This window comes from Marinobacter sp. R17 (assembly GCF_003789045.1).
Taxonomy (GTDB): Bacteria; Pseudomonadota; Gammaproteobacteria; order Pseudomonadales; family Oleiphilaceae; genus Marinobacter_A; species Marinobacter_A mangrovi.
Genome location: NZ_RHGZ01000030.1, coordinates 1 through 12,905, shown reverse-complemented (window position 1 = coordinate 12,905; position 12,905 = coordinate 1). Strand labels below are relative to the sequence as shown.

The following is a 12,905-nucleotide window of genomic DNA, read 5'->3' as shown; positions in this document are numbered from 1 at the left end:
GCAGACTGCTTTGACGGACAAAGTCAGTATTCAGCAAAGGCGGGCGGATTACTTGAGCCGGACAGGCCTTGAGGGTGGAGATGTGATGCGGGTCGCTTAACTGGCCCGGTGTGACAAGGGATGGCCGGCGGGGCCGGCCATCCCTTGAGGTTCTGAGATTTACAGGGTGTCCATGACCTTGCGGGCGGCGGTCAGGGTGTGTTCGATGTCCTCGTCGCTCATCGCGGCGCTGGTGAAGCCGGCTTCGAAGGCCGAAGGCGCCAGATAAACGCCTTCCTTGAGCATGCCGTTGAAGAAGTGACCGAAACGCTCCGCATCGCAACGCATGACATCCTCGAAGGTGTTCACCTGATTCTGGTCGGTGAAGAAGAAGCCGAACATCGCCCCGGCGCTCTGCACGACGAGCGGCACACCGGCGGCATTGGCGGCACGCTTGAAACCGTCACGCAGGGTGTTGGTCTTCTCGGTCAGGCGATCGTGGAAGCCGGGTTCGGAGATGGCTTCCAGCGTGGTCAGGCCCGCGCGCATCGCCAGCGGGTTACCGGACAGGGTGCCCGCCTGGTAAACCGGGCCCAGCGGTGAAATGTGTGACATGATCTCGCGCTTGCCGCCAAATGCGCCGACCGGAAGCCCGCCGCCGATCACCTTGCCCAGTGCCGTCAGGTCCGGGGTGACGCCATAGTGCTCCTGGGCGCCGCCCAGGGAGACGCGGAAGCCGGTCATCACCTCGTCGAAAATCAGCACGCTGCCGTGCTGGTCGCAGACGTTGCGCAGTCCTTCGAGGAACCCCGGTACCGGCGGGATGCAGTTCATGTTGCCGGCGACCGGCTCAACGATAACGGCCGCAATCTCGTCGCCCATTTCGGCGAACACCTTGCGCACGCTCTCGATGTCATTGAACGGCACTGTCAGCGTGTGTTCGGCCAGGCTGGCGGGAATGCCCGGGGAGTTGGGCACACCCAGCGTCAGGGCGCCGGAACCGGCTTTAACCAGCAGCGAATCCACGTGGCCGTGGTAACAGCCCTCAAACTTCACGATCTTGTCCCGACCGGTGTAGCCCCGGGCCAGGCGAATGGTGCTCATGGTGGCTTCGGTGCCGGAGTTGACCATGCGCACCAGGTCGATGGAGGGCACCAGCTCGCAGATTTTCTTGGCCATGGCGGTTTCGATCGCCGTCGGCGCGCCGTAGCCCACGCCCACGTCGATCTGGGCGTGCAGTGCATCAATCACCCGCTGGTCGCGGTGGCCGAGAATCATGGGCCCCCAGGAACCGATGTAGTCGATGTAGCGATTGTCGTCCTCGTCATAGAGGTAGGCGCCTTTGGCGGTCTTGATAAAGATGGGGGTGCCGCCAACGCCCTTGAACGCCCGCACCGGCGAGTTCACGCCGCCGGGGATGTACTGCTGGGCGTTTTTGAAAAGGGTTTCGGACTGGGTCATCAGGAGGACTCCTGTTCGGTGGTCTTGGCAAAAAGGTCGGTAAAGGCACGGGCGCGGGTTTCGATGTCATCGGTTCCAAACAGGCCACCGATGACAGCCAGCAGGTCCGCGCCCTTGGCAATCAATAGCGGGGCATTTTCCAGGCTGATGCCACCGATGGCACTCAGGGGAAGTCCCAACGACTGCGCCTGTTGCAGGATGTCCGGCGTCGCTGCCGGCGCACCTGGCTTGGTCATGGATGGGAAAAAACGGCCAAAGGCCAGGTAATCGGCCCCGGCTTCGCGGGCTGCCTGAGCCAGTTCGAGGCTGGCGTGGCAGGTCTTGCCGAGAATGGCGTCCGGCCCCAGCAGCGCGCGGGCTTCGGCGATGTTGCCATCTTCCTGGCCGAGATGAGCGCCGGCCGCGCCCACCCGTTTTGCCAGGGCAGCGTCGTCATTGATCAGCAGGGGAACCTGGTGGCTGGCGCAGACGCTGACCAGATCCCGCGCCCGCATCAGGCGCTCCGTATCCGTCGCCTGTTTGTCGCGGTACTGGACCAGCACCGCGCCCCCGCGGATGGCGGCTTCGACCGCCGGCACCAGTTGGTCGCCCGGCAACAGGTCGGGATCGGTGATGGCATAGAGCCCCGGTCGAAGCGTTTCCCCGGGGTTCATGATGACACCATCGCGACACTGCGATCCGGCACTGGCTGGCCCTTGCCCACGGTCAGCGCCTGGTCGATGGCCCGGGCGACCAGATACTGGGAGCGTTCAATCGCGTCTTCCAGCGACAGGCCCTTGGCGCGACCGGCGGCGATGCCGGCAGCCAGCGTGCAGCCGGAACCATGGTATTCACCGCCCAATCGATCGATGTGCCATTCCTTCGTATCCGTACCGGCCCGGAATAGCCGGTTGATGATCTGCGGGCCGGTGCCGTGGCCGCCGGTCGCGAGGACCGCGGGGCAACCGGCTTCCAGTAATCTTCTGGCGGCAGCTTCGGTATCGTCATCCTCGCCCAGTTGGGCCAGTTCGATGCCGTTTGGTGTGATGACGTCGGCGAGTTGGAACAGGCGAGCGGTCATGGCCTGAATCAGTTCATCGTCGGCCAGGTCACCGCCGCCGGCGGCCTTGATGACGGGATCGACCACCAGGGGAATCCCCGTGCGGTCCCGCATGAAATCCACCAGTACGTCGACGATGGCCGCGCTGCCGAGCGCCCCGGTTTTCACCGCGTGGATGGGAACGTCCTTCGCCAGGCATTCCAGCTGCTGGCGAACCAGGGCCGGATCGATCGCCTCGGCGCCGTGGACGTTGCACGTGTCCTGGACGGTCAGGCAACTGATGACCGGCAGCGGGTGGCAACCGAGTGCGGTCACCGCCTGGATGTCGGCCTGGATGCCGGCACCGCCGGACGGATCGAGACCCGAGAGAATGAGGACGTGGGGGCGTTGATGCATAGCGTGACCTGAATGTTTCAGTGAATCAGAACGGCTTGACGGTGACCAGGATCACCACGGCGACCAGAACCAGCACCGGCAGTTCATTGAACCAGCGATAAAACACGTGGCTCCGCTGGTTGGCATCGTCCCGGAAAACCTTGACCAGGTGGCCGCAGTAAACGTGATAGACGACCAGTAGCGCCACGAGCGCCAGTTTCGCATGCAGCCAGCCCTGGCTTAAATAGGCCGAAGGGCTGTAGCTGATCAGCCACAGGCCGAGCACAATCGTCGCAATCATCGACGGGGTGCCGATGCCCCGGTACAGCTTGCGTTCCATGATCTTGAAACGCTCGCGACCTGCCTCGTCCTCGCAGCTGGCGTGGTAGACGAACAGTCGGGGCAAATAAAAAATAGCGGCGAACCAGCACACCACCGCAATGATGTGGAAGGCTTTAACCCAAAGCATGGAGGCTTATTCCTTACGGTATTGGTAGTAGTGTTCGATTTCCGATTTCAGTACGACACCGATGATCCGCTGAATCATGGGGGCCACATGGCGCTGCACGTAGAGCGCTTCGGCCCGACTGTCGTTGAACTGGGCCATGGCTTCCTCAAGGGTTGCCTGATAGGGAATCGGCGCCAGATCCCGGCGGTTGGCCGGAATTTCCATCAGGTCGATCTCGGGATTTTTCTCGGGATCCTCCGGGTCCGGCTCCAGCTTCTCGGCATGATCCTCCAGATAGCGCGCGAGGTCCACCGACGGCAGCAGGGCGGTGGGCCCATTCTGGCCATCGACGATCAGCCAGCGGGGTTCGGTCTTGAGGATTTCCTTGGCGATCTCCGGACCGATACGGCGCTGCACCCGCCGGAGACTGCGCTCCATGATGGCGCCCACAGAGACCCGACGCAGTGCCTGGATCACCGGCGAGTTCTGGTAGCTCAATCCCTGGCTCTTAAGCACCGACAGGAAGATCGAACGTTGACCGAACACTTCGCTGGCCACCAGGCTGGAGACGGTCACGATCAGCATGCCCGGCAGGATGATGTTGGGGTTGCGAGTCAACTCAATCAGCGCCATGAGCGCGGCCAACGGCGCCTGCAGGACGGATCCCATCATCGCGCCCATCCCCAGCATGGCGTAGAACCCGGTACTGGAGGCGATGTCCGGCGCCACGGCGGCCCCCACCAGGCCCATCGCGCCGCCCAGCGTGGCACCGATGAAAATCGTCGGGCCGATCAGGCCGCTGGGCATGCCGAGGCCGATCGTAATGGCGGTGATCACCAGCTTGGTCAGCGCGATGGCGAGCAGCAGCAGAAGCGGGATCTGGTCGTGGATGGTCTCACTGACGGTGTCATAGCCGATGCCCATGATTTCCGGCACCAGGATGGCTACCGGCACCATCAGCAGGCCGGCGGCCGCCATGCGCAACAGGATCGGCTTGTCATTGAAGCGGGTGGACAGCACGAGGAGACGGACAAATCCCGCCGAGGCCACGCCGATGACCACGGCGATCACCAGGATCCAGGGGATTTCCAGCAGGGAGTTCATGGTCAGTGGTGGCACGGTAAACGCCGGTGCCGAGCCATAAACGGCCTGGGTCACCACCCCGGCACTGACCGAAGTCAGGATCACCGGGGTAAATCCGGCAATGGTGTATTCCATCATCACCACTTCCATCGCGAAGATGACGCCGGCGATCGGCGTATTGAACGACGCGGAGATGGCCCCCGCACAGCCACAGGCCACCAGGGTACGGATGCTGTTGTTGGGCAGCTTCATCCATTGACCCAGCAGGCTGGAGAAAGCCGCCCCAAGATGCACCGCCGGGCCTTCCCGGCCGGATGACTGGCCGGTAACCACGGTGCCCACGCCGAGAATGAACTGCACGATGGCACTGCGCAGGGAAATGTAACCCTGGTGGTAGTTCAGGCGTTCCATGACGTAGGTGACGCCGACCTTGCGATCGGAAATGACCAGCCCGTGCATCAACAGGCCCAGCAGCAGGGCGCCGCACAGTGGCAGCAAGCCCCGAACGACCCAGTCCAGACTCTCGAACGATTCGTTGTGCCCGCCCGGCAGGAATTCCGAAAGCGGCCACTCGATGGCCAGACGAAACAGCAGGATCACCAGGCCTGTGATAATCCCGGAGATCAGCCCGAGGATGGACAGCTGGGGCAAAGCATCCACGCCCGACAAGCGTCTCCGGAAAAGGGGGATCAGCTCGTCAACAATGCGTTGCCTCAGTCTGCTCATGCGTAGGAATGCCTTTTGTAGGGGCGTCCCGGCTGCCAGCGAGGCCTTCCTGTTCTGGTTGTGGGGCGGCTGACGGACTCCGGGGCCGTGTGTATGTCAAACGTAACAATGACTTATTCTATTGTAATTGGCGCTACACAGCGTGCCAAAAGCCTGATCAATATCATGTTAGACTGTCCGCCGATTCAAGACGGTCGCCCTGCAACCGGGCAGCGAGGAGGACAGAGCATTGATCAAGGTAGGTATTGTCGGCGGAACCGGGTACACCGGGGTGGAACTGCTGCGGATTCTGGCAACCCATCCGGACGTGGAAGTGGCCATGACCACCTCGCGATCCGAGGCAGGCCAGCCCGTTGCCGATATGTACCCAAACCTGCGCGGCTACTTTGATCTGACTTTCACTGAGCCGGACGAAGCCGCCCTGGCTCAATGCGACCTGGTGTTCTTTGCCACGCCTCACGGTGTGGCCATGCGCATGGTGCCCGGTTTGATCGCTGCTGGCACGCGGGTCGTCGACCTGTCCGCGGACTTCCGGATCCGGGACCTGGACGTCTGGGCCAAGTGGTACGGCATGCCCCATGAGTCGGCCGACTGGGCCGAAAAAGCCGTCTACGGTCTGCCGGAGGTATTCCGGGAGCAGATTCGCGAGGCCCAGCTGGTGGCCAATCCCGGCTGTTATCCCACCGCGGTCCAGCTGGGTTTCCTGCCGCTGCTGGAGAACGGTCTGGTGAATCCCGCTCACCTGGTGGCGGACGCCAAGTCCGGCGCCAGCGGTGCCGGTCGTCAGGGCAAGATCGGCATGCTGCATGGCGAGATTGGCGAGAGCTTCAAGGCCTATGGCGCCTCCGGCCACCGCCACCTGCCGGAAATCCGTCAGGGGCTGGAGCTGGCCGCCGGTGGCAACGTTGGCGTGACCTTCGTGCCGCATCTGCTGCCGATGATCCGTGGCATCGAAGCCACCCTGTATGCGGAAGTGCGGGATCCGGTGTCCTTTGACACCCTGCAGGGCCTGTTCGAGAAGCGCTACGAAAACGAGCCGTTTGTCGACGTCATGCCGTTCGGTGCTCATCCCGAAACCCGCAGTGTACGCGGTGCCAACCATTGCCGGATGGCCCTGCACCGTCAGGAGGACAGCCCGGTGATCATCGTGTCCTCGGTGATCGATAATCTGGTCAAGGGCGCGGCCGGCCAGGCGGTCCAGAACATGAACATCATGTTCGGTCTCGAAGAAACCGCGGGGCTGGCAGCGCCGGCCCTGTTGCCGTAACGGAGGCCGATCGTTGGCTTCCGATCGCAAGAAACAGGGTGAGTACATTGTTGTCCGCTATCAGCCGGGGCAGCGGTATAAGCGATGGTTGATTCTGCTGGTCGTCAGTTTGATTTTCGCGGGTGTGGGCTATCTTGCCGGTATGGCACAAGGTGGTTTCCGGTTTACGACGGAGGCCGAACCCGGGCCGGATCTGAGCGGTGAGCTCTCGGCCATGCGCACGCAGCAAACGGACCTGCAGCAGCAGATGATCAACCTGGAGCGTGGTCGCAAGATTGATCAGCAAGCTCTGTCCCAGGCGCGGCATACGATCTCGCGACTGGAAGACCGGCTGAGTTCCGTCAAGGCGGATCTGACGTTCTACAAGAACATCATGGCGCCGTCGGAATCCGACAACGGGCTGACGATCCAGCGACTGGAGCTGGAGCAGCGCCCCGGTGACCGGGCGGTTCGTTTCAAGCTGGTGTTGACGCAGGTGGGTGACAATCGCAGCTATATTGCCGGCAACGTGGCGGTGAACGTCATCGGCGAGCAGGACGGCAAACGGCAGGTGGTGGCGCTACGCGACTTGTCGAAAGATATCGAAGACCTGGGGATCCGGTTTCGATACCGGTATTTCCAGGATATTGAGGGTGTCATGACGCTGCCCGATGGCTTCGAGCCGCTGGAAGTGCAAGTGGTGGCGAAAGCGGAAGGGCGAAAGGCGACCCAGAGTGAACGAACGTTTGAATGGCAATCGGTGATGGAGAAATAAGGCATGCTCGGCAACAAGAAGCAGAAATCGCGTAAACCGACCACGGGGCATTTCGATACCCTGATTTCCAGCAAGACCGCGATTTCCGGCGATGTCGAATTCTCCGGCGGTCTGCATATCGACGGACGCGTCCGCGGTAAGGTGATGGCTGAGGAGGGCACCTCGGCCATCCTGCGTGTTTCCGAAATCGGCGCGGTGGAGGGTGATATCGTCGCTCCGCACGTGATCATCAACGGCACGGTACACGGCGATGTGTACGCTTCGGAGCACCTTGAACTGGCCCAGAAAGCCTCCATTAACGGGAATGTCTACTACAGCCTGATCCAGATGGCGATGGGCGCCGAAGTCAACGGCAACCTGGTCCACCAGAAGGAGCCGGTCGGCCTGCTGCGCCAGTCGCGGGAGGCACTGGAAGCCAATCCGGCGTCGCAGAATGAGGCGGACGCCGAATCCGCGGAGGAGCGGTCTGAATAATTGACTGTTTTAGTCGGGAATTGGATAATCCACCGGTAGCTGCTTTTTTTTTACCCAGGAGGCGACCCTTGAGTGCAGTTCAGGAACAGGTAGCCACACCCATGTTTGTCAGCGACAACGCTGTGGCCAAAGTTCGGGAGCTGGTCGAGGAAGAGGAAAATCCCGATCTGAAGCTTCGCGTCTTTGTGACCGGCGGCGGTTGCTCCGGCTTCCAGTATGGCTTTTCCTTTGACGAAGCCCAGGAAGAGGACGATACCATCATCGAAAAGGATGGCGTCACGCTGCTGGTCGACCCCATGAGTTACCAGTACCTGATCGGTGCGACGATTGACTACCAGGAAGGGTTGCAGGGGGCGCAGTTCATGGTCCAGAACCCGAATGCCACGACGACCTGCGGCTGTGGATCGTCGTTTTCGATCTAGGATCGGTTGGGTTTCGCTGAAAAGGCCTGCTTTTGGAAGCAGGCCTTTTTGCGTTCTAGCCCTGGTAAATGGCCCCCAGGATTCTCTCGCCACGCGCTCCGGTCACAGCCGGCAGGTTGCCGGTTTGCTGATCCAGCGTGCGCTTGGCCAGCCAGGCAAACGCTACCCCTTCCACCCATTGCGGATCCAGACCCAGGGCGGCCGTCGTTTCGATGGTGGCGTCTGGCAGGACGGTCTCGATGCGCTCCATCAGGAACCGGTTGCGCGCGCCACCACCGCAAATATACAACGAGATATCCGCCGATTGGGGAAGCTGCATGGCGAGTGAGCGGGCCGTCAGTTCCACCAGCGTGCACTGCACGTCGTTGGCAGGGATGTCCGGGTGGCGTGCAATGACGGTCTCAATCCAGGACAGGTTGAAGCGTTCCTTGCCGGTGCTCTTGGGGGCCGGGCGCCGGAAATAGGCGTCGCTGAGCATGTCGGTAAGCAGGGCCTGGTTTATCTTGCCGGTTTGGGCCCAGTGGCCATTGTCGTCATAGGGGCGTCCGGTCTGCTTGAGACACCAGGCGTCGAGCAGCGCATTGCCCGGTCCGGTGTCGAAGCCCAGCGCCTGGTCTGGTTCGGCGTGTGGCAGCCAGGTAATGTTGGCTATGCCACCAATGTTGACGATGCAGCGGTTTGCCTGGTCATTCCCAAAAAAAGCGCGATGGAAGGCCGGGACCAGAGGTGCTCCCTGGCCGCCCGCTGCCAGATCGCGCCGACGGAAGTCGGCGACGGTCGTGATGCCCGTGGCTTCCGCGATGAGGTTGGGGTCGCCAATCTGTGTGGTGAAGGGGTGCTTGCCCGACGGCTGATGCCGGATCGTTTGGCCATGGCTGCCGATGGCGACGATCGATGCCCGGGGCCAGTCCGCGGCCTCGATCACACCACTCGCTGCCTCGCCGAAAAGTGCACCGAGTTCATGGTCCAATTCTCCGACCTCATCCGGCGTCGCCTGGTTCTGGCAGGCGCGGGTCAAGCGCTGGCGGAGCGTGTCGGTATACGGCAGTGAGTAGGTGCCGTGGATGTCCACGCGATCACCGGGAAATGACGCCAACACCGCATCGATACCGTCCATGCTGGTTCCGGACATGAGCCCGATGTAGGCCGGTTCGGTCATCGATTCACTCACTCTCCGGGCCCAGGGCAATCTGTCTTTCGCCTCGAGCCTCGTTGAGTGCGGTCAGCAGTGTTTGGGTCTTCGCCTGGAAGCGCGCCATTTCCGCTTTCGGCACAGGACTGGCATCCGGCAGTTTGACGGAGCGGGAATTGCGCGGAACGCCGTTAATCCGGAATTCATAATGCAGATGCGGTCCGGTGGCCAGGCCGGACGAGCCCAGGTAGCCGATGGTCTGCCCCTGCTTGACGCGGACGCCGCTGCGCATGCCTTTGGCAATGGCGCGCATGTGGGCGTACAGCGTGGAGATATTGTCGCCATGCTGGATCACGACGGCGCGCCCGTACCCGCCTTTCCAGCCGGCGGAGACGACGCGACCATTGCCAGCGGCCTTGATGGGCGTTCCCGGCGGCGCTGCGTAATCTGTGCCCTCGTGAGGGCGGACGACGCCCAGCACCGGATGACGGCGCTGCAGGTTGAACGGCGACGAGACGCGGGCATTGATCGGCGTGCGCAGGATGGCTTTGCGCAGGCTGTGGCCATCGGGGGTGTAGTAGTCGGTGTCGCCGTTCTCGTCGGTGTAGCGCAGGGCAATGGTCTCTTTGCCGCGATTGATGAACTTGGCGGCCAGGATGTTGCCGGTGTCGATCTTCTCGTCGTCCAGGTAGAGGTCCTGGTAGAGCACTTCAAACTTGTCGCCCTTCCGGATGTCGTAGACGAAATCGATATCCCAGCCGAAGATGCCTGCCATCTCCATGGTCAGCCGGTCGTCCAGGCCCGCGTCGCGAGCCGACAGGTAGAGCGAATCGTCAATCACGCCGTGCCGATAAACCGGGCGGGGTTCCGGCTCGCGCGTGACGATCTGTCCGGCGAAGCCTTCATCCTGACGTTCGATGTGCAGGGACTCCAGGCGATTGCGGGTCAACTCGACCTGCTGCAACTCGCCGCTGTCATCGGTGGCAAAAGCGATGGATTCGCCGGCGTACAAGCGCTCCAGTTTATCCGCGTCACCCTCTCCGTGGATCACCGAGAACATCAGGGAGCTGTTGAATCCGGCTTTCTTGAAGAGCGTGGTCAGAGAATCGCCACTTTTAATGGTGAAGCGCTGCCAGTCCAGCTCCGGTTCAGCCGGCGTCACAGGGGCAGACGCCGTCTCTTGCGCTGGCTGGTCGGCTTTGGCAATCTCTTCCGGCTTGTCCGATGGGCGCTGTGCCTCCGGTTGCGATGACGCCACCACCGAGTCGGACACGGGCGCCGTCTCGGGTTGTGCTTTCTCTTCAGGTTTGGAATCGGCCTGGTCGAGAGATACCGATGTACGGCCGGCTTCCGCGGGATCGCCTGGGCTCAACACAAAAGCGAGGCCGACAACGGCGCTGAGCGTGCCCGCAGCGATCAGGTGTTTTTTGGGGAATGTCTTGAGCACGTTGAAACCTGTTTTCCCTGACGCAACTGGATGTTGTGCCAAATAGTTAAAGTTAGTCCGAAGTATAGTGCATGCCAAACGGCTGGCAACAGCCCTTGCAAACGGCTTTAGCCGTACAAATCCCGGCCGGCGAAACCGGGGCGTCCTTGATATAATGCGGCGCCCGTGCCGGCCAAAACGCTGGATTCTAGTATGAGCTGGCCAAAAACTGAACAGTGAGAACTGTATCAAGTCAGCAGGTAACGCTCTGCAGTGTTGTGTTGAGCTTTGTTAAAACCGACTGGTAATAGAGGAAGGATGAATGACCGCAATCGATGATGCCCTGGCGCTGATCAAGCGAGGCGTTGATGATCTTCTGCCGGAAGACGAGCTGATCGAAAAGCTGAAGTCTGGCCGTCGTCTGCGTATCAAGGCGGGTTTTGATCCCACGGCGCCGGATCTCCATCTCGGTCATACCGTCCTGATTAACAAGCTGCGTCACTTCCAGGATCTGGGGCATGAGGTGATTTTCCTGATCGGGGACTTTACCGGCATGATTGGTGATCCGACCGGCAAGAGCGCCACTCGGCCGCCGCTGACACCGGAGCAGGTATCCCGGAATGCGCAGACCTATAAAGAGCAGGTCTTCAAGATCCTCGATCCGGAGAAGACGACGGTTGCGTTCAACTCGGACTGGATGAACAAGATGTCCGCTGCGGACATGATTCAGTTGGCAGGTCAGAGCACGGTGGCACGGATGCTGGAGCGGGATGACTTCTCCAAGCGCTATGAGGGTAATCAGCCGATCGCCATTCATGAGTTCCTTTACCCGCTGGTACAGGGCTATGACTCCGTGGCCCTGAAAGCGGATGTTGAGCTGGGGGGTACGGACCAGCGTTTTAACCTGGGAATGGGGCGTACGATTCAGAGCCGTTACGATCAGGAACCGCAGGTCATTCTGACGATGCCGATCCTCGAGGGCCTGGATGGTGTGCAGAAGATGTCCAAGTCGCTTGGCAATTACGTTGGCGTCAACGACTCGCCGGGTGAGATGTTTACCAAATTGCTGTCGATCCCGGACAGTCTGATGTGGCGTTATTTTGAATTGCTGAGCTTCCGCCCTTTGGCCGAAGTGGAAGAGTTCCGCAAAGCTGTTGAAGGTGGTGCGAACCCGCAGGACTACAAGCGGGTATTGGCCGAAGAGATTATCGCCCGCTTCCATGATGAAGAAGCCGCAAAAAATGCGCATAAGTCGGCGGGTAACCAGGTCGCGCTGGGGGAGATTCCGGAAAATGTGCCGGAGGTCTCTGTGTCTCTGGGTGATCGCGACAGCATCCATATTGTGTCGCTGCTCAAAGAGGCGGGGCTGGCCCAGAACGGCAAGGCGGCCAAAGATGTCTTCGGTCGGGGTGCTGTTTACATCAATGGCGAGCAGTTGAAAGATGATCGCATGTTTGCCCGGGGGGAGGATGTCGTCATCCAGGCGGGCAAGAAGAAGATTGCCCGGGTTGTGATTGTCGATTGAATGCCTTTATAGGTAGAGGCATTTAGCCGTTGGCGATGGCTGATGAGAAAGAAGATGGGCGGATAATCCGTCTTGTTGGTATAGAAGAGGCCATTCCTTCATCGGGAATGGCCTCTTTTTTATGGTCGTATTGAGTTGAGAAGAGGTCGCCCTCATCTTGTGAGAGGTAGGGCGGGGCGCCGAATGGCGGTATCGCTCTTGGCTCTGGTTGTTTGTTGATCGGATTCGAGGGTTATCTGGTCGTCTTCTGAACAGTTCCTTTCGGAAAACCGAGACTTTGACTAAAAAGCTTTAAAAAGGGCTTTACAGGTCCGCTGGGGTCTGTAGAATGCGCATCTCTTTCGAGGGGTGCGCCACTGAGGCGGGCTCGGAATCGAAAGGCAACCGATTGTTTTGCTTAAGAATTTCGAGTTTCAGATTTCTTAAAAACAGCGGTTGACAGGGTGGCAAAGCAGTGTAGAATGCGCGCCACCTTGAACGGGTCAGCCGGCACGACTCGGCGGCTTTCGGAAGCATCGAAAGCGCTGAAAAATAACGGTTGACAAGGTTGAGCGAAGCGGTAGAATACGCGGCCTCAACAGGGCAACAGCCCGGCTCTTTAAAAAATTGACCAAGTAATTCGTGTGGGCGCTGACTGAGGTATTTCGGCAAGAGATATCGAGGCAGCGACCTGTCAGACTCTCTTTTGAGAGGATGAATTTGAGTGTTGTCTTGAGCAGATTTAGAAGCTTCGGCTTCTGCTTGATTTAAACTGAAGAGTTTGATCATGGCTCAGATTGAACGCTGGCGGCAGG

At 60.5% G+C, this 12,905-nt stretch carries 13 protein-coding genes; 5 read left to right on the top strand and 8 right to left on the bottom strand.

Annotated features, from left to right (window positions below):
- Nucleotides 1-159 precede the first annotated feature (159 nt).
- Genes hemL through EB809_RS17755 form a run of 5 tightly spaced genes read right to left on the bottom strand, consistent with a single transcriptional unit; the run spans nt 160 to nt 5,111 of the window.
- The gene (gene hemL, locus EB809_RS17775) at nt 160-1,440 is read right to left on the bottom strand and encodes a glutamate-1-semialdehyde 2,1-aminomutase (RefSeq protein WP_123636189.1); all 1,281 of its coding nucleotides are present in this window, start codon (nt 1,438-1,440) and stop codon (nt 160-162) included.
- Entirely contained in the window at nt 1,440-2,093 is a 654-nt protein-coding gene (thiE, locus tag EB809_RS17770) for a thiamine phosphate synthase (protein ID WP_123636188.1), read from the bottom strand. Before thiE ends, hemL begins: the two co-directional genes overlap by 1 nt.
- Nucleotides 2,090-2,875, bottom strand: coding sequence for a hydroxymethylpyrimidine/phosphomethylpyrimidine kinase (locus EB809_RS17765; RefSeq protein ID WP_123636187.1), 786 nt, complete (start codon nt 2,873-2,875; stop codon nt 2,090-2,092). The genes thiE and EB809_RS17765 overlap by 4 nt, the downstream gene beginning before the upstream one ends.
- Nucleotides 2,876-2,900: 25 nt before the next feature.
- Nucleotides 2,901-3,323, bottom strand: a complete 423-nt coding sequence (gene hemJ, locus EB809_RS17760; RefSeq protein WP_123636186.1) for a protoporphyrinogen oxidase HemJ — start codon at nt 3,321-3,323, stop codon at nt 2,901-2,903.
- 6 nt (nt 3,324-3,329) lie between these two features.
- Nucleotides 3,330-5,111, bottom strand: a complete 1,782-nt coding sequence (locus EB809_RS17755; RefSeq protein ID WP_123636185.1) for a chloride channel protein — start codon at nt 5,109-5,111, stop codon at nt 3,330-3,332.
- 229 nt (nt 5,112-5,340) lie between these two features.
- Between EB809_RS17755 and argC the strand changes: the two genes are divergently transcribed.
- From argC to erpA, 4 genes are all read left to right on the top strand, one after another.
- Nucleotides 5,341-6,378: an N-acetyl-gamma-glutamyl-phosphate reductase gene (gene argC / locus EB809_RS17750; protein ID WP_123636184.1), complete on the top strand. Its 1,038-nt coding sequence runs from the start codon at nt 5,341-5,343 to the stop codon at nt 6,376-6,378.
- Between the two features lie 13 nt (nt 6,379-6,391).
- Nucleotides 6,392-7,132 (top strand): DUF6776 family protein, encoded by a 741-nt coding sequence (locus EB809_RS17745; protein WP_123636183.1) that lies wholly within the window; start codon nt 6,392-6,394, stop codon nt 7,130-7,132.
- 3 nt (nt 7,133-7,135) lie between these two features.
- Nucleotides 7,136-7,606, top strand: coding sequence for a polymer-forming cytoskeletal protein (locus EB809_RS17740; protein ID WP_123636182.1), 471 nt, complete (start codon nt 7,136-7,138; stop codon nt 7,604-7,606).
- Nucleotides 7,607-7,674: 68 nt separating this feature from the next.
- Nucleotides 7,675-8,028, top strand: a complete 354-nt coding sequence (gene erpA, locus EB809_RS17735; protein ID WP_123636181.1) for an iron-sulfur cluster insertion protein ErpA — start codon at nt 7,675-7,677, stop codon at nt 8,026-8,028.
- A gap of 55 nt (nt 8,029-8,083) precedes the next feature.
- On the opposite strand, the gene EB809_RS17730 is transcribed toward erpA, so the two are convergent.
- Nucleotides 8,084-9,187, bottom strand: coding sequence for an anhydro-N-acetylmuramic acid kinase (locus EB809_RS17730; RefSeq protein WP_123636180.1), 1,104 nt, complete (start codon nt 9,185-9,187; stop codon nt 8,084-8,086).
- A 4-nt stretch (nt 9,188-9,191) separates the two neighbouring features.
- Nucleotides 9,192-10,607, bottom strand: a complete 1,416-nt coding sequence (locus EB809_RS17725; RefSeq protein ID WP_123636179.1) for an OapA family protein — start codon at nt 10,605-10,607, stop codon at nt 9,192-9,194.
- Between the two features lie 301 nt (nt 10,608-10,908).
- Between EB809_RS17725 and tyrS the strand changes: the two genes are divergently transcribed.
- Nucleotides 10,909-12,111 (top strand): tyrosine--tRNA ligase, encoded by a 1,203-nt coding sequence (gene tyrS / locus EB809_RS17720; protein ID WP_123636178.1) that lies wholly within the window; start codon nt 10,909-10,911, stop codon nt 12,109-12,111.
- Nucleotides 12,112-12,414: 303 nt separating this feature from the next.
- Here the strand turns inward: tyrS and EB809_RS17715 are convergent, their stop codons facing one another.
- Nucleotides 12,415-12,879: a hypothetical protein gene (locus EB809_RS17715; RefSeq protein ID WP_123636177.1), complete on the bottom strand. Its 465-nt coding sequence runs from the start codon at nt 12,877-12,879 to the stop codon at nt 12,415-12,417.
- Nucleotides 12,880-12,905 lie beyond the last annotated feature (26 nt).

What these genes read in the sequence shown, in the direction of transcription:
- EB809_RS17715 (WP_123636177.1), bottom strand. Translation starts at nt 12,879, where the DNA reads ATGATCAAACTCTTCAGTTTAAATCAAGCAGAAGCCGAAGCTTCTAAA.
- EB809_RS17740 (WP_123636182.1), top strand. Translation starts at nt 7,136, where the DNA reads ATGCTCGGCAACAAGAAGCAGAAATCGCGTAAACCGACCACGGGGCAT.
- tyrS (WP_123636178.1), top strand. Translation starts at nt 10,909, where the DNA reads ATGACCGCAATCGATGATGCCCTGGCGCTGATCAAGCGAGGCGTTGAT.
- thiE (WP_123636188.1), bottom strand. Translation starts at nt 2,093, where the DNA reads ATGAACCCCGGGGAAACGCTTCGACCGGGGCTCTATGCCATCACCGAT.
- hemL (WP_123636189.1), bottom strand. Translation starts at nt 1,440, where the DNA reads ATGACCCAGTCCGAAACCCTTTTCAAAAACGCCCAGCAGTACATCCCC.
- EB809_RS17755 (WP_123636185.1), bottom strand. Translation starts at nt 5,111, where the DNA reads ATGAGCAGACTGAGGCAACGCATTGTTGACGAGCTGATCCCCCTTTTC.
- EB809_RS17730 (WP_123636180.1), bottom strand. Translation starts at nt 9,187, where the DNA reads ATGACCGAACCGGCCTACATCGGGCTCATGTCCGGAACCAGCATGGAC.
- EB809_RS17765 (WP_123636187.1), bottom strand. Translation starts at nt 2,875, where the DNA reads ATGCATCAACGCCCCCACGTCCTCATTCTCTCGGGTCTCGATCCGTCC.
- hemJ (WP_123636186.1), bottom strand. Translation starts at nt 3,323, where the DNA reads ATGCTTTGGGTTAAAGCCTTCCACATCATTGCGGTGGTGTGCTGGTTC.